20 protein-coding genes and 1 pseudogene are annotated in these 20949 nt (G+C 59.3%); 16 read left to right on the top strand and 5 right to left on the bottom strand.

The window, feature by feature from the left end; genetic code table 11:
• Window positions 1–170: 170 nt before the first annotated feature.
• From L6D63_RS03210 to L6D63_RS03195, 4 genes are all read left to right on the top strand, one after another.
• Entirely contained in the window at window positions 171–935 is a 765-nt protein-coding gene (locus L6D63_RS03210; RefSeq protein WP_236170272.1) for an SDR family NAD(P)-dependent oxidoreductase, read from the top strand.
• 176 nt (window positions 936–1111) lie between these two features.
• Entirely contained in the window at window positions 1112–1480 is a 369-nt protein-coding gene (locus tag L6D63_RS03205) for a hypothetical protein (RefSeq protein ID WP_131670442.1), read from the top strand.
• Window positions 1481–1505: 25 nt separating this feature from the next.
• Window positions 1506–1763 (top strand): Atu4866 domain-containing protein, encoded by a 258-nt coding sequence (locus L6D63_RS03200; RefSeq protein ID WP_047294454.1) that lies wholly within the window; start codon window positions 1506–1508, stop codon window positions 1761–1763.
• Window positions 1764–1844: 81 nt separating this feature from the next.
• On the top strand, window positions 1845–2762 hold the full coding sequence (locus tag L6D63_RS03195; protein ID WP_131670526.1) for an AraC family transcriptional regulator: 918 nt from the start codon (window positions 1845–1847) through the stop codon (window positions 2760–2762).
• Window positions 2763–2824: 62 nt separating this feature from the next.
• Here L6D63_RS03195 and L6D63_RS03190 read toward each other — a convergent pair whose 3' ends face one another.
• Complete coding sequence (locus L6D63_RS03190; protein WP_131670443.1) at window positions 2825–3742, bottom strand: LysR family transcriptional regulator; 918 nt, start codon at window positions 3740–3742, stop codon at window positions 2825–2827.
• 109 nt (window positions 3743–3851) lie between these two features.
• On the opposite strand from L6D63_RS03190, the gene L6D63_RS03185 reads away from it, so the two are divergent.
• Entirely contained in the window at window positions 3852–4604 is a 753-nt protein-coding gene (locus tag L6D63_RS03185) for an SDR family NAD(P)-dependent oxidoreductase (protein WP_047294458.1), read from the top strand.
• A gap of 130 nt (window positions 4605–4734) precedes the next feature.
• Here L6D63_RS03185 and L6D63_RS03180 read toward each other — a convergent pair whose 3' ends face one another.
• Window positions 4735–5406, bottom strand: a complete 672-nt coding sequence (locus L6D63_RS03180) for a lipopolysaccharide kinase InaA family protein (protein WP_121185473.1) — start codon at window positions 5404–5406, stop codon at window positions 4735–4737.
• A gap of 320 nt (window positions 5407–5726) precedes the next feature.
• On the opposite strand from L6D63_RS03180, the gene L6D63_RS03175 reads away from it, so the two are divergent.
• The 9 genes from L6D63_RS03175 (at window position 5727) to L6D63_RS03135 (ending at window position 14225) form a co-directional block, all read left to right on the top strand.
• Complete coding sequence (locus L6D63_RS03175; RefSeq protein ID WP_131670444.1) at window positions 5727–6716, top strand: aldo/keto reductase; 990 nt, start codon at window positions 5727–5729, stop codon at window positions 6714–6716.
• Entirely contained in the window at window positions 6713–7303 is a 591-nt protein-coding gene (locus tag L6D63_RS03170) for a flavodoxin (protein WP_047294463.1), read from the top strand. The genes L6D63_RS03175 and L6D63_RS03170 overlap by 4 nt, the downstream gene beginning before the upstream one ends.
• A gap of 24 nt (window positions 7304–7327) precedes the next feature.
• Window positions 7328–8320 (top strand): aldo/keto reductase, encoded by a 993-nt coding sequence (locus L6D63_RS03165; protein ID WP_047294464.1) that lies wholly within the window; start codon window positions 7328–7330, stop codon window positions 8318–8320.
• A 60-nt stretch (window positions 8321–8380) separates the two neighbouring features.
• Entirely contained in the window at window positions 8381–8848 is a 468-nt protein-coding gene (locus tag L6D63_RS03160) for a (R)-mandelonitrile lyase (RefSeq protein ID WP_047294465.1), read from the top strand.
• Window positions 8849–9074: 226 nt separating this feature from the next.
• Window positions 9075–9851: a carboxymuconolactone decarboxylase family protein gene (locus tag L6D63_RS03155; RefSeq protein ID WP_179294982.1), complete on the top strand. Its 777-nt coding sequence runs from the start codon at window positions 9075–9077 to the stop codon at window positions 9849–9851.
• Between the two features lie 121 nt (window positions 9852–9972).
• Window positions 9973–10917, top strand: coding sequence for an alpha/beta hydrolase (locus L6D63_RS03150; protein WP_174376813.1), 945 nt, complete (start codon window positions 9973–9975; stop codon window positions 10915–10917).
• 50 nt (window positions 10918–10967) lie between these two features.
• Window positions 10968–12020, top strand: coding sequence for an alpha/beta hydrolase (locus L6D63_RS03145; RefSeq protein ID WP_047294467.1), 1053 nt, complete (start codon window positions 10968–10970; stop codon window positions 12018–12020).
• Window positions 12021–12101: 81 nt separating this feature from the next.
• Entirely contained in the window at window positions 12102–12995 is an 894-nt protein-coding gene (locus L6D63_RS03140) for a LysR family transcriptional regulator (RefSeq protein WP_047294470.1), read from the top strand.
• Window positions 12996–13175: 180 nt separating this feature from the next.
• Window positions 13176–14225, top strand: a complete 1050-nt coding sequence (locus L6D63_RS03135) for a 3-oxoacyl-[acyl-carrier-protein] synthase III C-terminal domain-containing protein (protein ID WP_236170271.1) — start codon at window positions 13176–13178, stop codon at window positions 14223–14225.
• Window positions 14226–14319: 94 nt separating this feature from the next.
• On the opposite strand, the gene L6D63_RS03130 is transcribed toward L6D63_RS03135, so the two are convergent.
• Window positions 14320–14784 (bottom strand): DUF3429 domain-containing protein, encoded by a 465-nt coding sequence (locus L6D63_RS03130; protein ID WP_131670446.1) that lies wholly within the window; start codon window positions 14782–14784, stop codon window positions 14320–14322.
• 205 nt (window positions 14785–14989) lie between these two features.
• On the opposite strand from L6D63_RS03130, the gene L6D63_RS03125 reads away from it, so the two are divergent.
• Window positions 14990–16021 (top strand): GNAT family N-acetyltransferase, encoded by a 1032-nt coding sequence (locus tag L6D63_RS03125; RefSeq protein WP_131670447.1) that lies wholly within the window; start codon window positions 14990–14992, stop codon window positions 16019–16021.
• A 742-nt stretch (window positions 16022–16763) separates the two neighbouring features.
• Here the strand turns inward: L6D63_RS03125 and L6D63_RS03120 are convergent.
• The gene (locus L6D63_RS03120) at window positions 16764–17219 is read right to left on the bottom strand and encodes a VOC family protein (protein WP_131670448.1); all 456 of its coding nucleotides are present in this window, start codon (window positions 17217–17219) and stop codon (window positions 16764–16766) included.
• A 408-nt stretch (window positions 17220–17627) separates the two neighbouring features.
• Here L6D63_RS03120 and L6D63_RS03115 point away from each other — a divergent pair.
• Window positions 17628–19034, top strand: a pseudogene (locus L6D63_RS03115) (amino acid permease).
• Here the strand turns inward: L6D63_RS03115 and L6D63_RS03110 are convergent.
• Window positions 19025–20884 carry an ABC transporter ATP-binding protein gene (locus L6D63_RS03110; protein ID WP_047294478.1) on the bottom strand — a complete coding sequence of 620 codons (1860 nt, stop codon included), beginning with the start codon at window positions 20882–20884 and terminating at the stop codon, window positions 19025–19027. The pseudogene L6D63_RS03115 and the gene L6D63_RS03110 sit on opposite strands and share 10 nt — an antisense overlap.
• Between the last annotated feature and the right edge of the window lie 65 nt (window positions 20885–20949).

Here is a 20949-nt window from a genome sequence, read left to right as displayed (position 1 = left end):
CGAGCACTGAACCGCCCTCACTGACATTCGGCGCAAAACCCCGACAGTCTGGGCAATCTCACGAACGCCGACCTCCGCCCGCTGCGAGACAGTAGACCCGTCGCCGATGACAGCGCCTTGCAAGCGCCAACACGGCTTATCCCTACTTGATCAAAACGCTGGAGAACATCATGACTGATATCAAGAACAGCACCCCAAACGAAGTGGCCGGTAAAGTCGCGCTGGTCACTGGCGCGGCCAGTGGCATCGGCAAGGCCATCGCACTGCTGCTGCATGCCCGCGGCGCTCAGGTCATTGCCGAAGATATAAACCCTGAGGTGGAAGCGCTGGCCCGCCCAGGTCTGGTGCCACTGGTGGCTGACATCTCGCAGGACGGTACCGCCGAGCGCGCAGTCGCCCTGGCCGTCGAGCAATTCGGCCGGCTGGACATTCTGGTCAATAACGCCGGCATCATCATCAACAAATTGGTCATCGACATGACCCGCGAAGACTGGGAACGGATTCAGGCGGTGAATGCCACCGCGGCATTTTTGCATAGCCGGGAGGCCGTCAAAGCGATGATGCCCAACAAATCCGGATCGATCGTCAACATCGCGTCCTACGCCTCCTATTTCGCCTTCCCTACCATCGCCGCCTACACCGCTTCCAAAGGCGCGCTCGCGCAACTGACGCGCACCCTGGCGCTTGAGGTCATTGGCCACGGCATCCGCGTCAACGCCGTTGGCGTCGGCGATGTGGTGACCAACATCCTCAACAATGTGGTCGGCGATGGCCCTGCGTTTCTCGCCCAACATGGCGAGGCCGCACCGATCGGTCGCGCCGCCCAGCCGGAAGAGATCGCCGAAGTGGTCGCCTTCATCGCCTCGGATCGCGCCAGTTTCATGGTCGGTTCGGTGGTCATGGCCGACGGTGGCATGACTGTCACGGCCGGCTGAGCCGCAGCACAAGGCGCCGCACGACATGCCCGACAAGCCCGAGAGGATCAGGCAAATCTGCGGCAGTTTCGTCCTAACACCGCCCGGCGCGGCTACGTAATCTGAAAGCACGCAACGGACGCAGACACAGGCCACGGCAGGCCACTCAGATGAACAACGTCAATGAGGACTGAACAATGAAAAACGCAAAACGGCTTTCCCTTTCTCTGGTGATCAGCGCGATGCTGGCCTGCGCGATGAACGTTTCCTCCACCGGTCTTAACCTGGCCGCTGATGGTGCTGATCGAACTCCCAACCTGCGGGTGAGCGAAGGCGGCAGTGACCGCACTCCCGGCTTCAGGGTCGCCGAAGATGGTTCGGACCGCACCCCCGGCATGCGCGTAAGAGAAGGCGGCAGTGACCGCACCCCCGGCTTCAGGGTTGCCGAGGATGGTTCGGACCGCACTCCCGGCATGCGCGTAAGTGAAGGCGGCAGTGACCGCACACCGGGGTTTCGCGTGGCCGAAGACGGCTCTGATCACACGGCTTTGGGTCGTATCTGCTAAGCCGGACAATCGCGGAGAAGAGCTGATGAAAAATGCCGGGAAAACCACTCAGGATCATCGTTACGCGGGCATGTGGGTCACCGCTGACGGATTCATCCGTCACGAGCTTCTGACGACTGGGCGTTACGACGAGGCCCGTGGTAAAAATAAGAGCGCCTATCAGGGCCGCTACGAACTGGTCGGTGATTACATCCAGTACTGGGACGACACCGGCTTCACCGCTGACGGGCATTTTCATGACGACGTGCTCTATCACGCCGGCATGATCCTCTATCGGCAATGAGCACTTTGATGATGTCGGATGAATGTCGTTCGCCTGGACAGTTCCGGGCAAACGCTCATGAATACTTGTGAGAGCCTTGAAATGGAACAGAGCGACGCTTTCATTCTGCAAAACACAGCCATTTACCGTGACGAACTGGTTCGCCTGCTGACACAGCGCTTTTCCACGCCCGGAGTCTATGAAACCGCGATAGCGCCCTTGCATGTCATCCGTTTCGACGCCTCCTCAGAGCTTATCCATACCGTGCACAAGCCGGCACTGTGCCTGATCGTGCAAGGACAAAAGGAAATCGGCCTGGGTGACGACCATTACCTGTACGATCCGCTGAGTTACCTGGTGGTATCGGTGACGCTTCCAGTGTCCGGGCGTGTGCTGATGGCCAGTCCGGAGGCGCCCTACCTGTGTATCCGCTTTGATTTCGAGGCCACGGAAATTGCGCAGGTCATCGCCGATGCCCCTCCGACGGGCGTCCCGGACGAGCCGGAGCTTGGCCTGTTCCTGGAAAAGGTCGATGTGCCCCTGCTGGAAACCATGCTGCGGCTGGTCCGGCTGCTGGAAACACCGAAAGACATCGGCATGCTCGCACCTCTGGCGTTGAGGGAGCTGTATTACCGCCTGCTGCGGGGCGTACACGGACGTCGTCTGTATGAGCTTGCCCTCGGTGACTCGCAAACGCGTCGGGTAACACGGGCAATCGATTGGTTGAACAACCACTACACCCAACCTTTGCGCATTGAAGAACTCGCCCGGGTCGCCAATCTGGGCAACTCCACCTTGCATCATCGCTTCAAGGCAGTGACGGCCATGAGTCCGCTGCAGTATCAGAAACAACTGCGCCTGCAGGAAGCCCGCCGTCTGCTGCTCGGCGAAGGACTGGATGTGGCGAGTGCCTGTTATCGGGTGGGCTACGAAAGCCCCTCGCAATTCAGCCGGGAGTACAGTCGTCAGTTCGGGTGTCCGCCATCAAGAGATGCCAGCCGGGTGCGCCACCCTGCGTGAACGACTGACCGGCGGCGAATGGGTGGCCTCGAGCTGATGCTGAAGTCATTGCACGGCATTTTTCATGACGGCCATCGCCATTCGGGCTGGCTTAAATGTTCGGCAAAAAAGTCCGACAGCGCTTTGATTTTTACCGGCCGTGTACGCGCCGAGGGGGTGACGAAATACAGGCCGCCACGGGCCATGCTCCATTGCGGTAGCACCACCACCAAGCGCCCGTCTTTCAGGTACTCGCTGGCAATAAACTCCGGCAGTTCGGCGATAGCCAAGCCCTCAAGCAACACCGGCAATAACGCATCCGAGTTGGTCACTCTCAGCGGGCCGCTGGGCACCACGTCTTCTTCGCTGCCGTCTTGATGGGTGAACCGCCACACTTGGCTGCGGGCCCGGTAGGCATAACTCAGGCACGTGCGGGACGCGAGTTCGCGGGGGTGGCCAGGATGGCCATGAGCATCCAGATAAGCCGGTGAAGCGACCAGGTATTGAGTGACGGCACACAGGCGCCGTGCAACCAGCGAGGAATCCGGCAATACGGCGATGCGCAAAGCGGCATCGAAGCCCTCGGCGATCAGGTCTACCGAGGCATCTGAAAGGTGCAGATCAATCGACAGCTCGGGATACTGGCGCAGCAACTGCGGCATCAGCGGTGCCACCCAACGCAAGCCAAACGACATGGGTATCGCCAATCGTACTTGGCCGCGGGGCTGGACCGACAAATCCTGAGCCTCGCTTTCCACCTCTTCAGCCTGCCGATAAATCTCACCCGCCTTGGCCGCCAAGCTCGCGCCGAATTCAGTAAGTGCCAGTTGCCGCGACGTACGGTTGAACAAGCGCCCACCCAGGCGCGCCTCCAACCGCGCGACCGCCCGCGATACCGTTGGCACCGACACGCTCATGACGCGCGCCGCGCCGGCGAACGAGCCCTCTTCGGCCACCTTGGCAAACATTGCCAACCCTTCGAAATCCGGAAGTCTGCTCATTTCATTTCTGCAACGATAGGTTTCAGACAATTCTATTTTGAAAGCTTTTCTTCGTCGATAAGCTTCTCCCACACCGCAACTCACTCAATCGAAATACGGGAGAAACACCATGACTAACAAACTCGAAGGCAAAATTGCATTGGTCACCGGCGGCACTACGGGCATCGGTCTGGCCACCGCCAAACGCTTCGCTCAAGAAGGCGCTCATGTCTATATCACCGGCCGTCGCCAAGCCGAACTGGACGCCGCTGTTACCGCGGTCGGCAACGCCACCGGCGTGCAGGTGGATTCCACCAACCTTGATCAGCTGGACGCGTTGTATCGCCAGATTGGCGCGACCCACGGTCGGATCGATGTGCTGTTCGCCAATGCCGGCGGTGGATCCATGCTGCCACTGGGTGACATCACGGAGCAGCAGTACGACGATACCTTCAATCGCAACGTAAAAGGCGTGCTGTTCACTGTGCAAAAGGCGCTGCCGCTGCTGGCCCCAAAAGCCTCGGTGATTCTCACCGGCTCTACGGCGGGCAGCTCGGGCACCGCCGCCTTCAGTGTGTACGCCGCGTCCAAGGCCGCCGTGCGCTCATTTGCCCGCAACTGGATTCTGGATTTGAAAGACCGCCAGGTGCGCATCAACACCATCAGCCCCGGCGCCACCCGCACGCCCGGCCTGGTTGATTTGGCCGGCCCTGATGCCGCTCAACAGCAGGGCTTGCTCGACTACCTGGCGTCGCTGATCCCCATGGGGCGTGTCGGTGAGGCTGATGAAATTGCCAGCGCCGCGTTGTTCCTGGCCTCGGATGACGCCAGTTTCGTCAACGGTATCGAGCTGTTTGTTGACGGCGGCCAGGCGCAAATCTGAGCAGTCAGCGGGCGACTGTTGCGGTCGCCCGCCAACCCACGCCTGAGCGTGAGCATTACCAACCCGGACGGCGTTCGCTGGTGCTGTTGTCAGACGCAGATTGAGCTGGAGTCACTGCCGCACTACCGTCTTACAGGGTTCTGCCAAGGGCTTGCTCGTAGCAGGAAAGGAAATGCCGCCACTGCGACTCATCCCAGAAAGAATGCCGTCTGAGTTGAGGAATGTCGTGACGCGCCGCGCCCATTGCCGTAGCACGACCGCGAGACTTCTCCAGGTCAAGCAGCGCCAGTTCGAAATCGAAGTCAGCGTCGGTAATCGAGGCCTTGATAAAGATGTGTTTGGAACGCATGCAACCGTGCTGCCATTTGCCCGAGTGCAGCCGCGCCAGCATTTGCGCTAAACGTTCAAGCAGTCGCAGATGTTGCGTTGTGGTCAACAGGCTTGCAGCGCCCTGGCCATACCAGGTATCCAGATCGATGAAGCCGCCCAGGTCTTCGGTAACCAGAACACCCTGCCATAGACCGTCAACTTTTCTCGCGCCATAAAATACCGGCCTTGGTGCATTCACGCCCAGTTGCTCGAGTCTTGAAAGGGCAACGCCTTCACGCAATGCGGTGGGTCGGCCAGTGGGGTAACGCAGACTGCGGAACAAATGGCCGGTCTGACGCTTTACAAAAAACGTCTTGTCACCTTGAACAATCAGCTGGACACCGCTGGTGCCGCTGCGGCGCACATTCGGCGGTTCCACCCACGACCCGGACGTACCCCACCAAAAATCAAACTCATCGCGTGCCCTGCCCATTGTGTGCTCCATTTTTTGTAGAAATTATTTCGTGCGACGTCGCAACAGCAGCTCAGTCTATTTGTGGACGTTAATAGTTCCCTATTTATCGTGGATGTTAGGGCCATCTTGAGGCTTTTACGCAACGATGTGACAGAAATTGGCTATTGACGGTGTATATCCCTTCAGGGAGACCGTTGCTCACATACTGATACCGGCAGAGCGCGGTCGACACATCGAGTGACTGATGAGTGAGCCTCATAAACCCTTGCCGATTTACCCCTCTAGTGCCCTTAAATCAGCTCGCTTACTGTGCTCCCAACGTCTGACGGGAGATCGACATGAACAAGCGCACACTCGGAAACAGTTCACTGCAAGTGTCAGCTTTGGGCTTTGGCTGCATGGGCTTGAGCCATGGCTACGGTCCAGCGACAGAAACGCCGCGAGCGATCTCGCTGATTCGCACGGCCGTTGACCTAGGCGTCACCTTCTTCGATACCGCCGAGTTCTACGGCCCTTATCTCAATGAGCAAGTCGTCGGCGAGGCGCTGTCCCCGGTTCGTGCCCAGGTCGTGATCGCCACCAAATTCGGCTTCGCCGTCGGTGCCGACAACACAAAGCAGACTCTGGACAGCCGGCCCGAACGTATTCGAGTCGCCGTCGAAGGTTCGCTGCGCCGACTGAAAACCGACTACATCGATTTGCTTTACCAACACCGCGTCGATCCGGACGTGCCGATCGAAGACGTCGCCGGGACGGTGAAAGACCTCATCAGCGAAGGCAAGGTCAAGCATTTCGGCCTGTCGGAGGCCGGTGCACAGACCATTCGCCGTGCGCACGCGGTGCAGCCGCTCACGGCGCTGCAAAGCGAATACTCGCTGTGGTGGCGCGAGCCCGAACAGGAAATCCTGCCGACGCTTTGGGAGTTGGGCATCGGCTTCGTGCCATTCAGCCCTTTGGGCAAGGGCTTTCTCACCGGCACGGTGTCGGCGGAGGCCACTTACGGCAGCGACGATTTTCGCAGCATCGTGCCGCGCTTCAGCCAAGCGGCGCTGCAAGCCAATCAGGGGCTGGTGGTATTGATTCGCCAGATCGCCGCGCAGAAACACGCCACGCCGGCGCAGATCGCTTTGGCCTGGCTGCTGGCGCAGGCACCGTGGATCGTACCGATTCCGGGCACGACCAAACTGCATCGTCTGGAAGAAAACCTCGGCGGCGCGGACATCACGCTCGATGCCGCCGAGCTGAAGGCGATTGATGTTGCGCTGGCGCAGATCCGCATCGAAGGCGAGCGCTATCCCGAGGCCCTTAAAGCGCGTGTCGGTCGATGAGCAACGATCACGATCCGCTGCGGCGCACCGTGATCGCCGCACTGGCCAGCGCTCCGCTGCTGTCGCTCGCCGACACGCAAGGCGCCAGTGAAACACCGCGCTCAGGCTCGCGGATTCTGGTCGCGTACTTTTCGCGCTCGGGCAATACCCGCGTGGTTGCCGGGCTGATCCAGCGTGGGCTGGGTGCCGATCTGTTCGAGATTCGCCCGGCCCACGCCTACCCCGAGGACTATCTGCAAACCGTCGAGCAGGCGCGTCAGGAACGTGACAGCGGCTACGAACCCGAACTGCAAAACAAGGTTCACGCCCTCAGCGACTACGACACGATTTATCTCGGCTTTCCGATCTGGGGTGAAACCGCACCGCCGATCGTGCGCACCTTCCTCAGCGCCCACGACCTGACCGGCAAGACCCTCATCCCCTTCAACACCCACGGCGGTTATGGCTTGGGCAACAGTCGCAGCGTGCTCGTCAAGCACGCGCCGAAGACTAAGGTTCTGGAAGGTTTTGTGATGGAGGGTGAGCAAGAGCGCAAGACCATGGAGCGCGTGAATGGCTGGCTGAGCGATCACCCCCTCACGCGTTAATCGAATTCTGTACGGAGTGACATCATGAAAATCCGCACGTTGGGCAATGGCCTGAAAGTGTCCGCACTGGGCCTTGGTTGCATGAGCATGACGTCGGCCTACGGGCCGGCTGCCGACAAAACCAGCATGATCAAGCTGATTCGTTCGGCCCACGAGCAAGGCGTCACCTTGTTCGACACCGCTGAGGCGTATGGCCCGTTCGCCAATGAAGAACTGCTGGGCGAGGCCTTGCAGCCGATCCGCGAGCAAGTCGTCATTGCTACCAAATTCGGCTTCGATATCGACCTGATCACCGGCGCACGCGGCGGCGGCACCAACAGCCGTCCAGCGCATATCCGCGCCGTGGCCGAGGCCTCGTTGAAGCGTCTGCGCACCGATTGCATCGACCTGTTTTATCAGCACCGCGTTGATCCGCAGGTGCCCATCGAAGACGTCGCCGGCACGGTCAAGGAGCTGATCGCCGAGGGCAAGGTCAAGCATTTTGGCCTGTCTGAGGCGGGTGTTGAGACCATACGCCGGGCTCACGCGGTGCAACCGGTCACGGCGGTACAGAGCGAATATTCGCTGTTCTGGCGCGGCCCGGAGCTGGAACTGCTGTCGGTGCTGGAAGAATTGGGGATCGGCTTCGTTCCGTTCAGCCCGCTGGGCGCCGGTTTCCTCACCGGTCAGATCGACGAGCACACGCAGTTCGACGCAAGCGATTTCCGCAATGTCGTCCCGCGCTTTTCCCCTGAAGCGCGCAGGGCCAATCTGGCGCTGGTCGATGTGGTGAAAGCCGTCGCGCAACGCAAACACGCCACGCCGGCACAAGTGGCCCTGGCCTGGTTGCTCGCACAGAAACCGTGGATTGTGCCGATCCCGGGTACGACGAAACCGCATCGCCTGGAAGAAAACCTGGGCGCGGTCGAGTTGCCATTGAGCGCAGATGATCTGCGCGTGATCAAAGAGCAGATGGCGCAAATTCAGGTGCACGGTGAACGCCTGCCGGAGTCGGCACTGAAAATGACCGGACTTTGAGTCTGCCCAACGCGGCGCTGCGTGCGGCGCCGCTTCCATTGCCTGACCGGAGTTGATCCGATGAACCGATTGATCGCGCCACTCGTGGCTTTCTCACTCATGACCGCAGAAGCCCAGGCTGCCAGTGAAATCCGCATTACCCCGAACGGTTCCCAGCCCTCGATCAAGGGCGCGGCGCAAAACTTTACCGGCGCGGTGCGCGTTGATGGCCTGTTCAAAGGTGACGCACCTGCGCGCATCGCCGGCGGCACGGTGACCTTCGAACCTGGCGCACGCACGGCGTGGCACACCCATCCGCTGGGGCAAACACTGATCGTCACCGCTGGCGTTGGCTATGTGCAGCAAGAGGGTGGCCCGCGTCAGGAAATCCGTCCGGGCGACACTGTCTGGATTCCGCCGAACACCCGGCACTGGCACGGCGCCACGGCCAACAGTGGCATGACCCACATCGCCATCGCTGAAGCCGAAGACGGCCAGACCGTCACCTGGGCGGAACAGGTCTCGGAGGCGCAATACGCCGGCCAATGAAGTTACAGAATGTGTCGAAGTTGTTCACTCGGTACTCTTCCAGCCAACCATCATCTGACCTCCGGGCCCCGTAACAGCGGGGCCGAGTCAGGACTCCAGCGGTGATGGCAACGTTGACTCATGAGTTTTGCTCAGGAGTCCATGCGCCTTTTCGGGGTTAATCGCCACCACCATCCTCCGTACGATCCAGCAACACCGCAGTGACCTGCAATGGATGGAGCCTTTCATGATGACCACTGACGCACGCAAGTGCACCGCCCTCCCCGCACTCATGGCGCTTTGTCTGGGGGTTGCGGCGATCTTCAGCGTTACCACTCAAGCAGCCGAGGCAGCGCAAACCATGACCAAGACACCCGCCAGCGCAACGACATTGTCGAGCCAACAACAAGCGATTCCACTGATCGCGGCTTTCATGGCGACCAGCGACATGCCTCACCTCAACGCGGCGCTCAACCAGGGACTCGATGCCGGCTTGACCATCAGCGAAACCCGCGAAGTTCTGGTGCAGCTCTACGCGTATGTGGGCTTCCCGCGCAGCCTCAACGCCTTGAACGAACTGATGACGGTGGTGCAGGCGCGCAAACAGCGCGGCATCGATGATGCGCCGGGACGCGAGCCGGGACGCGCTATCCCGACCGGTGACGAACTGCTGGCCGCCGGCACCGCGAATCAAACCAGAATCTCCGGCGGCCCGGTCAAAGGCCCGGTGTTCGAGTTCGCTCCGGTGATCAACCGGTTCCTGCAAACGCACTTGTTCGGCGACATCTTCGAGCGCGACAACCTCGACTGGCAAAGCCGCGAACTGGCGACTGTCGGGGCGCTGGCAGCCACGCCTGGGGTGGAATCGCAGCTGCGCTCGCACATGGCGGCGAGCCTGCGCGTCGGTCTCAGCGCGGCACAGTTGCGCCAGGTTACCGAGCTGCTGAAAAAACACGGCGATGCGCAGACGGCTGAACGTGCCGACAGCGCGCTGACCCAAGCCCTCGCAGCTTCGGGGGCATGACATGAAAGCTGCAAAACATTTGGTGTGCCTCTCACTGTTGAGCCTGTTGGCGGCCTGCGCAAACCCTTCCGAAGGCCCGCTGCTGATCCAGAAGCAAGGCAGCTTCGCCGCTGGCGGAACGATGATCACGGCACCGGGCACTTTCAACCCGCGCCAACCGATGGCGCCCAACGGCCAGACTTACCACGGTGACCACGCCTACGCGTTCTATCAGATCCCGGTCGATGCGCGAAAACTGCCCATCGTCATGTGGCACGGCGCGGGGCAATTTTCCAAGACCTGGGAAACCACTGCCGATGGCCGCGAGGGGTTTCAGAACATCTTTCTGCGCCGTCACTACGGCGTCTATCTGATCGATCAGCCTCGGCGTGGCGATGCCGGACGCAGCATGGTCGAGACCACACTCAAGCCTGTGCCTGACGAACAACTGTGGTTCAACCAGTTCCGCATCGGCCTGTGGCCCAACTACTTCAATGGCGTGCAAGTGGCACAGGACGCACAAACCCGCGAGCAGTTTTTCCGGGCGATGACACCAAACACCGGGCCGTTCGACATGGGCGTGGTCTCCGATGGCGTGTCGGCGCTGTTCGACAAAATCGGCCCGGGGATTTTGTTCACCCATTCGCAAGGTGGCGGGCCGGGCTGGTTGACGGCGATCAAGAACGACAAGGTCAAAGCCATCGTGGCATTCGAACCGGGCAGCAGTTTCGTGTTTGCTGACGGTGAAGTGCCGGCGCCGATTCCCAGCGCGTTCGACACGGTGCAAGGCGCAGCGGTGCCCATGGAGCAATTCATGGCGCTGACGCGCATTCCGATTCTGATCCTCTACGGCGACAACATCCCGGAACAGGCCGTCGACCTGCCTGCTCAGGACAGTTGGCGCGCACGCTTGAAGATGGCCCGGCTCTGGCGTGACGCGGTCAATCGACATGGCGGTGATGTGCGACTGATCCACCTGCCGGAGATTGGCATTCACGGCAACACCCACTTCCCCATGTCGGATCTGAACAACGTGCAGATCGCTGACCTGGTCGCGCAATTCCTCAAAGAAAAACAGCTGGACTGACCCCAACACTTTTGCAACTGCCGCCCTAATTGATTGCTCAGGAGCTTCACGTGAAGAACACTCTCAAAGCCACGCTCATGTCGGCATTGGTCGGCCTCTCGGCGGGCGAGGCCTTGGCCGCCGACTACAAAAAGAACCCTTTCACCCTCGCCTACGACGGCGCAATCAGCAAGAACGAACCGGGCAAGGTCAATATCCACCCGGTCAAGTACACGCTCAATGGTCTGGACATCGCCGCCAACGTGTACACCCCGGCCAACTACGACGCGAAAAAGACTTACCCGACCGTGGTCGTTGCACACCCCAATGGCGGCGTGAAAGAACAGGTTGCCGGTCTGTATGCCCAGCGTCTGGCGGAACAGGGCTACATCACCATCACGGCCGATGCGGCCTATCAGGGCGCCAGCGGTGGTCAGCCGCGCAGCATCGATAAACCGGCGTATCGCATCGAAGACATCCACGGCATGGCCGACTTCATCAGCCAGTTTGCCGGTGTCGATGACAAGCGTCTGGGCCTGCTTGGCATCTGCGGCGGTGGCGGCTATTCGTTGGCGGCGGCGCAAACCGATAAACGCTTCAAATCGCTGGCGACCGTAAGCATGTTCAACTCGGGCCGGGTACGCCGCAACGGCTACAACGACTCGCAAATCGACAGCATCCAGCAACGTTTGCAACAGGCATCAGCAGCCCGCGCGCAGGAAGCGGCCGGCGGTGCAGTGCTGTATTCGGGCGATGCCAACCTCACCGATGAGCAGATAGCCAAACTGCCCTTCGAACTGTATCGCCAGGGCTACGAGTACTACTGGAAAACCCACGCACACCCCAACTCGACCTTCAAATACACCACCAGCAGCTTGCTGGATTTGATGCGTTTCGACGCCACCGACCACATTGAACTGATCAATCAACCCTTGCTGATGATCGCCGGCAGCAAGGCCGACAGCCTGTACATGACTCAGGATGCCTTCCCCAAAGCCACCGGCACCACGGACAAGGAAGTGTTCATTGTCGATGGCGCGACGCACATCGAAACCTACTGGGTGCCGCAATATGTTGATGCGGCGATTGGCAAGCTGAGCGAATTTTACGCACGCACCCTGTGATGAGCGCCTTGAGGGTCGCGCATCCATGCGCAACCTGCTTTCATGGAATAATCCCGCGTCCCTCATGAGAGGCCCTCATCAATGTCCCGCGCCAACCTCAACGACCTGCAAGCCTTCGTGGTGATCGCCCGCGAAGGCAGTTTTACCCGCGCAGCCGCACAGCTGGGCGTCTCGCAGTCAGCGCTGAGCCATACCATGCGCGCCCTTGAAACTCGGCTGGGCGTGCGCCTGTTGACGCGAACCACGCGCAGCGTTTCGCCGACCGAGGCCGGCCAGCGCTTGTATCAGTCGATGGCGCCGCGCTTCGATGAGATCGAACTGGAACTGGCTGCGGTCAGTGAATTTCGCGACACCCCTGCCGGTAATGTGCGGATCTCGGCGTCCGAACATGCCGCCAACAATATCCTCTGGCCGAAGCTGTTGAAGGTGCTGCCCGCTTACCCGGACATCAAGGTCGAAATCACCGTCGACTACGCCCTTTCCGACATCGTTGCACAGCGCTATGACGCCGGCGTGCGTCTGGGCGATCAGGTGGCGAAGGACATGATTGCCGTGCCGATCGGCCCGTCATTGCGCATCGCGGTAGTGGGTTCTCCCGAGTATTTCAAGCACCGACCGATCCCACAGGCACCGAGCGATCTGGCTGCGCACAACTGCATCAATCTGCGCCTGCCCACCCACGGCAGCCTGATGCAATGGGATTTTGAAAAAGACGGTCACGAACTCAAGGCGCGCGTCGAGGGGCAATGGACGTTCAACAGCAGCATGCCGATCCTGCGTGCGGCGGAGGCAGGCTGCGGGCTGGCGTTTCTGCCGGAAGACATGGTCATCAGCCAGTTGGCCAACAGCACACTGGTGCGCGTACTTGAGGATTGGTGCCAACCGTTTGCCGGTTACCACCTTTACTACCCGAATCGTCGTGAACATTCCTCAGCGTTCGGGGTTGTGGTGGATGCGCTCGTTTATAAGGAATGACGCGTTAAATTGACTCAGATCATGATTCAATTCGATTAAGGAAAATAACCAACAACTTTCTTGATCCGCATTTTCTTTGTGCTAAAAGTATTGCCGCCAGTGGCTCCTTACAGGGATGAGTAAGGGTTTGCTCATCCGCAGTCATTGTCCACGGATGCATACTTTCAACAAGGAAGTCATATGAAAATAGTTGGGCTGTCCGGGATTCTCCCGTCACGCATTATCAGCAATCAAGACGTTATAAACCTGGTCGAGGAACACTCTAAAGATACGTTCCAGGAAGACTTGCCAAAAACCTTGAAGACCATCAGCAAGTTGCTTGAAAAAAGCGGCAGCGGCACGCGGCACTGGCTGGGCGCCGACGAGACGCCGATGGAACTGATGGAGACAGCATTCAACTCCGCGCTCGCCCAAGCCAATATCGACAAGACCGACCTGGATCTGTTGATCTATCCGAACGTCACGCGAGGCTTCATCGAGCCGGCCAACAGCACGTTCATCGCCAAGGCGCTGGGCCTGAACTGCAGAAACTTCGATGTGGTGGACGCCTGTAACGGCTGGGTGACCGCCATGGATGTCATCAACAGTAAAATGCAGGCCGGCGAGATTCGCTACGCGGCGATCGTCAATATGGAATTTGGCATGTCTGCTGGCGGGCCGGTGATGCCCAAGAACTTCTCTTTACAGTCGTCGGCGGAACTGGCTTACAAGTTTCCGAGTTTTACCATTGGCGAAGCTGTCACGGTCACCATTCTCAGTCATGAAGCCCCCGGCAACTTCAAGTTCTCGTACATCAACCGGCCGGACTTGAGTGACTTGTCGACCATCTCCCTGCCGGACTGGAAACTGTTCTGTAATGAGGAAGATATTCCGCGTATTTCACCGACCGGCGGCCAGTATCAATTCAATTCCTACGCAGCAGCCTTGCATGAAGATGGTCGCAACGAAGCGATAAAAGTCTTCAACTTGCAAAACGTCTCTGCGGCGGATGTTCATAAAGTATTTATTCATACCGGTTCACCCAAGATGTGGGAGCACATTGGACAACTGATCGGTATTGATCACAAGCTGCACCATGTCGGGCATAAAACCGGCAACATCATTACCGCGTCCATCCCCTACGGCATCTTCGATGCGATGAGTCGCGGCGAAGCCGAGACCGGGCAGTTTTGCATGGGCTGGGCGGGCAGCGGCGGGATGGTTTTCTCTGCGCTGTCGTTTACCTTGTAGGGCCTGATGCAACTTGCCGTCGGGAGGCGGCAAGTTGCTCATCCATGATCTTGTTAAGACACTCTCACTGCAGACGATTCGGGCAGGCGCGGTTTCACGAATGAATGACTACAGCAACTGCGCCAGTCAGCAGGCAGACACACGCCACGGCCGTCAGGCGCAATCGCATTGGCAGGTACCAGGCTTGCAGGCTCACAACCCGAACCAACTGCCGGTCTTGCCAGAAGTGCACGACAAATCCGATGATCAACAGCAAGCAACCCACTGGCACCGGCAGTAACGTGCTGAGCCAAGCGACAAGTGCCGGCATGACACTCCATATAAGACGGTCGCGGCGCAATTCATCACTCATGTTTTGCACTGACATGGCGAACCCCCAGTGCAAGACGCCGATGAAGCTGAGGATGACAGCGCCATAGTTGACCAGCGCTACCGCCCAAAACGTTCGATATTCCAAAGATGTGAGGATGAGTAGCACAAGGCCAATAAACGGTAGCAAACCGCCATAGCCCAGCAGACTGACATACCTTGGCGGTGAGAGCGAAGGTGACAGGTTCATTTCAATTGCTTCCAGTGCCCGATACACAACACTGTAGACCCAAAAGCTCCGACCTGATGCGCACGCAGCCGCGTATAAACGCCGTTCCTCTCCAGCAGTTCGGCATGAGTGTCTGTCTGTTACGCCCAGCCCTTCCCTGACTGTATCTGTGCGCCAGGCCCCTTTGCTGCGAGTATTACTGCACTCACCTGGCGCAGTGAATTTGATGGCCCTTATTGCTGATTTTCCCGAGTTCTTCCTGCCACACTGCACGTTGCGGCGAATTCATCGTCGTGATGTCGATGCGATTTTCACCGGGCTGTCTCACCCGCAGGTGATTGCCCACTACGGCGTGTCTTACAACAGCCTCGAAGCGACGGACGAACAGATGCGCTGGTACGACGCATTGCTGGAAGAACGCCGGGGTATCTGGTGGGGCATCGCACTGCCGGGGCGCGATGAATGGGTGGGCGCCTGTGGCTTCAATGATTGGTCTCAAGCCGATCGCAGCCTGGATATCGGCTACTGGCTGATGCCGGACTACTGGGGGCGAGGTCTGATGCAGGCTTGCCTGCCCACCCTTCTGCGCTTCGCCTTGTGCAACCTCGGCGTGCACCGCATTCACGCCGACGTCGAGCCGGAAAACCCCGCCAGCGCCCGCCTGCTGGAGCGGCTCGGTTTCGTGTTTGAGGGAACCCTGCGGGAGTTGGAGTACAAGGACGAGCGCTTCCTCAGCTTGCACCAGTACAGCCTGCTGGCCACTGACCCGGCGGCGCGAGCGTTGTTGGCGGATGACACGCCGATCCTGCAGCCATGCCATGGCGCGGATGCACCGGCGCTGAGTGCCCTGGCCCGGCGCAGCAAGGCCCATTGGGGTTATCCCGAAGCCTGGATGGAGGCTTGGGAACCGGCGCTGACGTTAACCCCGGCACAACTGACCGGCCATTACGCGGTGCTGGTCACGGCGGATGGCGCGCTACTGGGATTCTGTGGGTTGGAGCGCGACGAGGATGGCTGGCAACTGGAGCATTGCTGGGTCGACCCGTCGGCCATGAAAGGAGGCCACGGACGACGCTTGGTGGAGCATGCACTGGCTGTGGCACGCGGCCTGGGCGTGTCCACCTTGTCGGTAGAGTCCGATCCGTCGGCCCAAGCCTTCTACGAGCGGCTCGGGGCCCGGCATGTGCGCAATGCATCGCGCCCGGTGTGTGGCGAGCCCCGGCAACTGCCGGTACTTGAATGGTGGCTTGGTGAGTAACGCTGACAGCGGATTTATTGGCTGCTGGCGGGCTGCTTTTTGGCCTATGACAGTTGTTTGTGGGTGGCAGCTATCGGCTGCGGATTCAACCGGTCGACTGATTACGGACCCAAGGCAGTCAGTCAATAATGGATAATGGCAGAAACCGGCCCCAAGAAAACTTTAGCTGCTTAGATATCAACGCAGATTGGTCTCTGCAATGGACTGTAAATTTATGATTACTACGGTGGACCAATATGATTGCTCAAACTATTTCGTCGTCGTGCATGGCATTGACGCTCAAACCTATGAACGGATGGCTGTTCACTTTGAATGTCGTCGCGGCGGTGTGCGACCGACGGACCAAAGCAGGTTTATCTCTATCCCAGTAACAGTTGACACTCTAGGTAGCACTCTTGCTTGGGTCAAAACCGAGTTGAACGGGCGCCATTACGATCTGCATTTGATTGTGTCCGTCGCGACAAACTTGTCTTGGGGCGAGGTTCTCATCCCCCCGCAAATAGCTTTGCTCGCTGGCCAGGCTGAAGCCGCGATTAAGATTGCGTTCCAACTCAAGCGAACTTGATCCGATGGCAGACAGTGCCTGCTTTGTAGATCCGTCTTTCCCTAACGGCTGCTTTTGGCCGACCTATCCCAGTTGTTGCTTTTTAGCGAAGGGCTGCAATCGAATAAAAGCCGGCGTGGGCACTGCGCCGCTCGCTGCCATTGCCAAGTCACTTAATCCAGGAGTGGCCGCTGTTTTTCAGATAAACGCAGTCTCGATAAACGCTTCCAGCGCCTTTTCTTCGAGTATCTCGATAGAGAAATGCCCGAAGCGCTTTGGTAGCCAGATAATGCGTGCGCCGGCCGGGGATTGCAGATTCGCGCGAGCCAATGGCGCTCCATTTTCGTCTTGAGGCTGAACACCCGCGTCCATCAGCTCGTCATAGGCTTTTTCGATATCTTTCGTTGAGTAGCAGTGGCGGTAAATCATGCCTTCACCCGAGGAATCCAAAAGCTCTTTCAGATTGCCTGCCAACGGTTGCACCAGCATGAAACGTTCTTGACCTATCAGTGCTATCGCGTAGCGAACATGCAGACCGCCCCGCTCCCAGACAAGCGTTTTAGAAATCCTGGCGTTTAGTATGTGTGCATAGTAAGCACAGGCTTCCTCGAGATTATTGACCAGTACATCTACATGACTGAACTTCAGATCCATTGCATAGCCCCTGTCCAAAAGCCCCCATCGTAATAGTCAGCCACCCGCCGGCGGACGCTGTCTGAACTACCGCCCTGAATGTTGGCATATTCGACTCGATCTTTTTCCCGGCTGATGCGCGGTTCGGTCGAATAGCTGAGAGATTCGTAGAAAATTCCAATACGACCTCATGGTATTCACATGTCGATATCAGACACGATCATGGCGCAATCAGGCTACTGAGTCAGCGACAAGGCCGGCTAAGGTGCCGTGTCTTCGTATCAAACGACCCCGCTCGGATCATGGGGTTGATAAGAACTGCGGCGGTTGGACGGGCTTCTTTCGGGAGTTTCAGCAGGCAACGATGGTGCTCGATCGGGTGCCCGTTCAATTCGCTTAAATGTCGATCAGCAGAGAATAAAAATACCGATGATCAGCCCGATCTCCATGGATTCGAGTAGCCAATTGGCGCAGGGCTTCAAGCCTCGTCACGTCACAATGCTGTCCATCGCCGGGATTATCGGCGCCGGTTTGTTCGTCGGTTCAGGGCACGCCATTGCCGCAGCAGGGCCGGCGGTGCTGCTCGCCTATCTGTTTTCCGGTTTGCTCGTCGTGCTGGTCATGCGCATGCTCGGCGAGATGGCGGTGGCCAATCCGGACACCGGTTCTTTCTCCACCTATGCCGACCAGGCCATCGGCCGCTGGGCCGGTTTTACCATCGGCTGGTTGTACTGGTGGTTCTGGGTGCTGGTCATTCCTATCGAAGCGCTGGCAGCCGGGCATGTGTTGAACCAATAGTTTCCGCAGGTCGATGCCTGGCTGTTCGCGTTGGGATCGATCATTGCGCTGGTGGTGACCAACCTGTTCAGCGTGTCCAAATATGGTGAGTTCGAGTTCTGGTTCGCCATGGCCAAGGTCGTGGCGATCATCGGCTTCATCGGTGTCGGTTTTGCCGTGTTGATGGGTTGGGTTCCCGACCGTGAAGTCAGCGGATTGAGCAGTCTGATGGCCACGCACGGCGGTTTTGCGCCCAACGGCTTGTCGGCGGTGGTCGGCGCTTTCATCACGATCATGTTCAGCTTCATCGGCACTGAAGCGGTGACCATTGCCGCTGCCGAATCGAATAACCCGGCGCAGAACATTGCCAAGGCCACCCGCTCGGTGATCTGGCGCATTGGCGTGTTTTACCTGCTGTCGATCTTCGTGGTCATCTCCGTGGTGCCCTGGAATGATCCGTTGCTGGCCTCGGTGGGCTCGTATCAGCGCGCCCTGGAAATCATGAACATTCCAAATGCAAAGTTCATGGTCGACGTTGTCGTCCTGATCGCCGTGGCCAGTTGCATGAACTCCTCGATCTACATTGCCTCGCGCATGTTGTACTCGCTGGGTCGTAGAGGCGATGCACCGAAAGCGCTGAAGGCGACTTCCGCGGCCGGTGTGCCGCGGGCCGCCGTGATCGCCAGCACCGTGTTGGGCGCGTCGATCACCGTATGGAGCTACTTCATGCCCGCCGGGCTGTTCGAGTTTCTATTGGCCAGTTCCGGGGCGATTGCCTTGCTGGTGTACCTGGCGATTGCGGTGTCGCAGCTGCGCATGCGGCGGATATTGCAACAGCGCAAGGTCGAGCTGACCTTCCGCATGTGGCTGTTTCCCTGGCTGACGTGGCTGGTGATCGGCTTCATCTGTGCGGCGCTGGCGGTCATGATGATTACTCCGCAGCACCGCACCGAAGTCACCACCACCATTGGCCTGGCGCTGGCAATCTCCTTTATCGGCTTGATGACGTCGCGTCACCCTGCCCCGGCGACGCGAGCAACGTCGGTGGGTCAGGCCTGATCCACCGCCTCGATCACGCCTTTGTCCTCACCCAGGAAGCCGCCGCTCTGATGCGCCCACAGCCGAGCATACACGCCATTTTTCTCCAGCAATTCGGCGTGGGTGCCCTGCTCGATGATGCGTCCGTCATCCATGACAATCAGCCGGTCCATCGCTGCAATCGTCGACAGTCGATGGGCGATCGCGATCACGGTCTTGCCCTGCATCATGTCGTCGAGGCTTTCCTGAATCGCCACTTCAACCTCCGAATCCAGCGCACTGGTGGCTTCGTCCAATAGCAGAATCGGTGCGTTCTTAAGCATCACCCGGGCAATCGCCACCCGTTGGCGCTGGCCGCCGGACAGCTTGATCCCGCGCTCGCCCACCAGAGTGTCGTAACCGGTATGACCCTGGCGATCGCTCAACTGGCTGATGAATTCGTCAGCCTGGGCGTTGGCCGCCGCACGGCGGATCTGCGCGTCGGTGGCATCGGGCCGGCCGTAGGCAATGTTGTCGCGAATCGAGCGGTGCAGCAGCGAAGTGTCCTGCGTAACCATGCCAATGGCACTGCGCAGGCTGTCTTGAGTCACGTGCGCAATGTTCTGGCCGTCGATCCGAATCTCGCCACTGTCGACATCATAGAAACGCAGCAGCAAGTTGATCAGCGTCGATTTGCCGGCACCGGAGCGGCCCACCAGGCCGATCTTTTCCCCGGGGCGGATGCTCAGGCTCAAGCCATCGAGCACCTGACGCTCGCCACCGTAATTGAATTTCACTTTGTCGAACGTCACCGCGCCGCCCGAGGTCACCAACACGCCGGCATCCGGCGCGTCCTGCACCTTGGTGCCCTGGGTCAGGGTCGCCATGCCGTCCTGAACGGTGCCGATGCTTTCGAACAGCGAGGTCATCTGCCACATGATCCAGTTCGACATGCCATTGATCCGCAACGCCATGGCGGTGATCGCCGCCACCGCGCCGGCGCCGACATCGCCCTGGTGCCACAGCCACAGGGCATAGCCGCCCGCTGACATGATCAATGCCACCACCAGGGCCTGATTGACGATCTCAAACAGGCTGACCAGACGCATCTGGCGAAAGCCGGTTTGCTTGAAGTCCTCCATCGCCGCCCGTGCAAAGTGCGCTTCGCGGTTGGAGTGGGAGAACAGTTTCACCGTGGTGATGTTGGTGTACGCGTCGGCGATACGCCCGGTCATCATCGAGCGCGCATTGGCCTGCTCCTGGCCGACCTTGCCCAGCCGCGGCACGAAATATCCCATGGCCAGCCCGAACAACACGACCCACGCGAGAAACGGCAGCATCAGCTTCAGCGCAAAACCGCCGGCCAAGGCGATGATCGCGATGAAGTACACGCCGATCCCGGGCAGGATCTCGATCATGGTGAACAGCACATCGCGCACGGCAAGCGCTGTCTGCATCACCTTGGTCGTGACCCGTCCGGAAAACTCATCGGAGAAAAACGAAAGGCTTTGCCTCAGCATCAGCCGATGGAAATCCCAGCGCAGGCGCAGCGGCAGGTTAATTGCCAGAATCTGGTGCTGAACCATGGTACGCAACGCCACCAGCCCGACACTGAGCACCATGACGATGCCCATGCCCCACAACACGCGACGCTCCTGCGCAGCCGCTTCCCCGCCCGCCTGCCAGGTCGAGAGCAGATCGACGACCTGGCCGAGGAAGGAAAACAGCCACGCTTCATAAACCGACACGGCGGCGCTGAGCAACGCCAGCGCGAGGACGTAGCCGCGCGCCCCCCGAGTGCAGGCCCAGAGAAACCTGGCCAGACCGTTGGGCGGCGGTGGCAGCTCATCAGGCGGGAAAGGGTCGAGTCTTCGTTCAAACACACGAAGCATGGTGTTCTCCAAAACAGTCAAGTCAGGGAGATTCTGCCATCGATTGGATCCCGGGAGGTCTTTGT

The organism is Pseudomonas parakoreensis (assembly GCF_021602155.1).
GTDB classification, from domain to species: Bacteria; Pseudomonadota; Gammaproteobacteria; order Pseudomonadales; family Pseudomonadaceae; genus Aquipseudomonas; species Aquipseudomonas parakoreensis.
This window is presented reverse-complemented; position numbering and strand designations above follow the sequence as displayed.

Excerpts from the sequence above, each read along its gene's own strand:
- L6D63_RS03210 (WP_236170272.1), top strand. The coding sequence starts at position 171 with ATGACTGATATCAAGAACAGCACCCCAAACGAAGTGGCCGGTAAAGTC.
- L6D63_RS03205 (WP_131670442.1), top strand. The coding sequence starts at position 1,112 with ATGAAAAACGCAAAACGGCTTTCCCTTTCTCTGGTGATCAGCGCGATG.
- L6D63_RS03200 (WP_047294454.1), top strand. The coding sequence starts at position 1,506 with ATGAAAAATGCCGGGAAAACCACTCAGGATCATCGTTACGCGGGCATG.
- L6D63_RS03195 (WP_131670526.1), top strand. The coding sequence starts at position 1,845 with ATGGAACAGAGCGACGCTTTCATTCTGCAAAACACAGCCATTTACCGT.
- L6D63_RS03190 (WP_131670443.1), bottom strand. The coding sequence starts at position 3,742 with ATGAGCAGACTTCCGGATTTCGAAGGGTTGGCAATGTTTGCCAAGGTG.
- L6D63_RS03185 (WP_047294458.1), top strand. The coding sequence starts at position 3,852 with ATGACTAACAAACTCGAAGGCAAAATTGCATTGGTCACCGGCGGCACT.
- L6D63_RS03180 (WP_121185473.1), bottom strand. The coding sequence starts at position 5,406 with ATGGGCAGGGCACGCGATGAGTTTGATTTTTGGTGGGGTACGTCCGGG.
- L6D63_RS03175 (WP_131670444.1), top strand. The coding sequence starts at position 5,727 with ATGAACAAGCGCACACTCGGAAACAGTTCACTGCAAGTGTCAGCTTTG.
- L6D63_RS03170 (WP_047294463.1), top strand. The coding sequence starts at position 6,713 with ATGAGCAACGATCACGATCCGCTGCGGCGCACCGTGATCGCCGCACTG.
- L6D63_RS03165 (WP_047294464.1), top strand. The coding sequence starts at position 7,328 with ATGAAAATCCGCACGTTGGGCAATGGCCTGAAAGTGTCCGCACTGGGC.
- L6D63_RS03160 (WP_047294465.1), top strand. The coding sequence starts at position 8,381 with ATGAACCGATTGATCGCGCCACTCGTGGCTTTCTCACTCATGACCGCA.
- L6D63_RS03155 (WP_179294982.1), top strand. The coding sequence starts at position 9,075 with ATGATGACCACTGACGCACGCAAGTGCACCGCCCTCCCCGCACTCATG.
- L6D63_RS03150 (WP_174376813.1), top strand. The coding sequence starts at position 9,973 with ATGATCACGGCACCGGGCACTTTCAACCCGCGCCAACCGATGGCGCCC.
- L6D63_RS03140 (WP_047294470.1), top strand. The coding sequence starts at position 12,102 with ATGTCCCGCGCCAACCTCAACGACCTGCAAGCCTTCGTGGTGATCGCC.
- L6D63_RS03135 (WP_236170271.1), top strand. The coding sequence starts at position 13,176 with ATGAAAATAGTTGGGCTGTCCGGGATTCTCCCGTCACGCATTATCAGC.
- L6D63_RS03130 (WP_131670446.1), bottom strand. The coding sequence starts at position 14,784 with ATGAACCTGTCACCTTCGCTCTCACCGCCAAGGTATGTCAGTCTGCTG.
- L6D63_RS03125 (WP_131670447.1), top strand. The coding sequence starts at position 14,990 with ATGGCCCTTATTGCTGATTTTCCCGAGTTCTTCCTGCCACACTGCACG.
- L6D63_RS03120 (WP_131670448.1), bottom strand. The coding sequence starts at position 17,219 with ATGGATCTGAAGTTCAGTCATGTAGATGTACTGGTCAATAATCTCGAG.
- L6D63_RS03110 (WP_047294478.1), bottom strand. The coding sequence starts at position 20,884 with ATGCTTCGTGTGTTTGAACGAAGACTCGACCCTTTCCCGCCTGATGAG.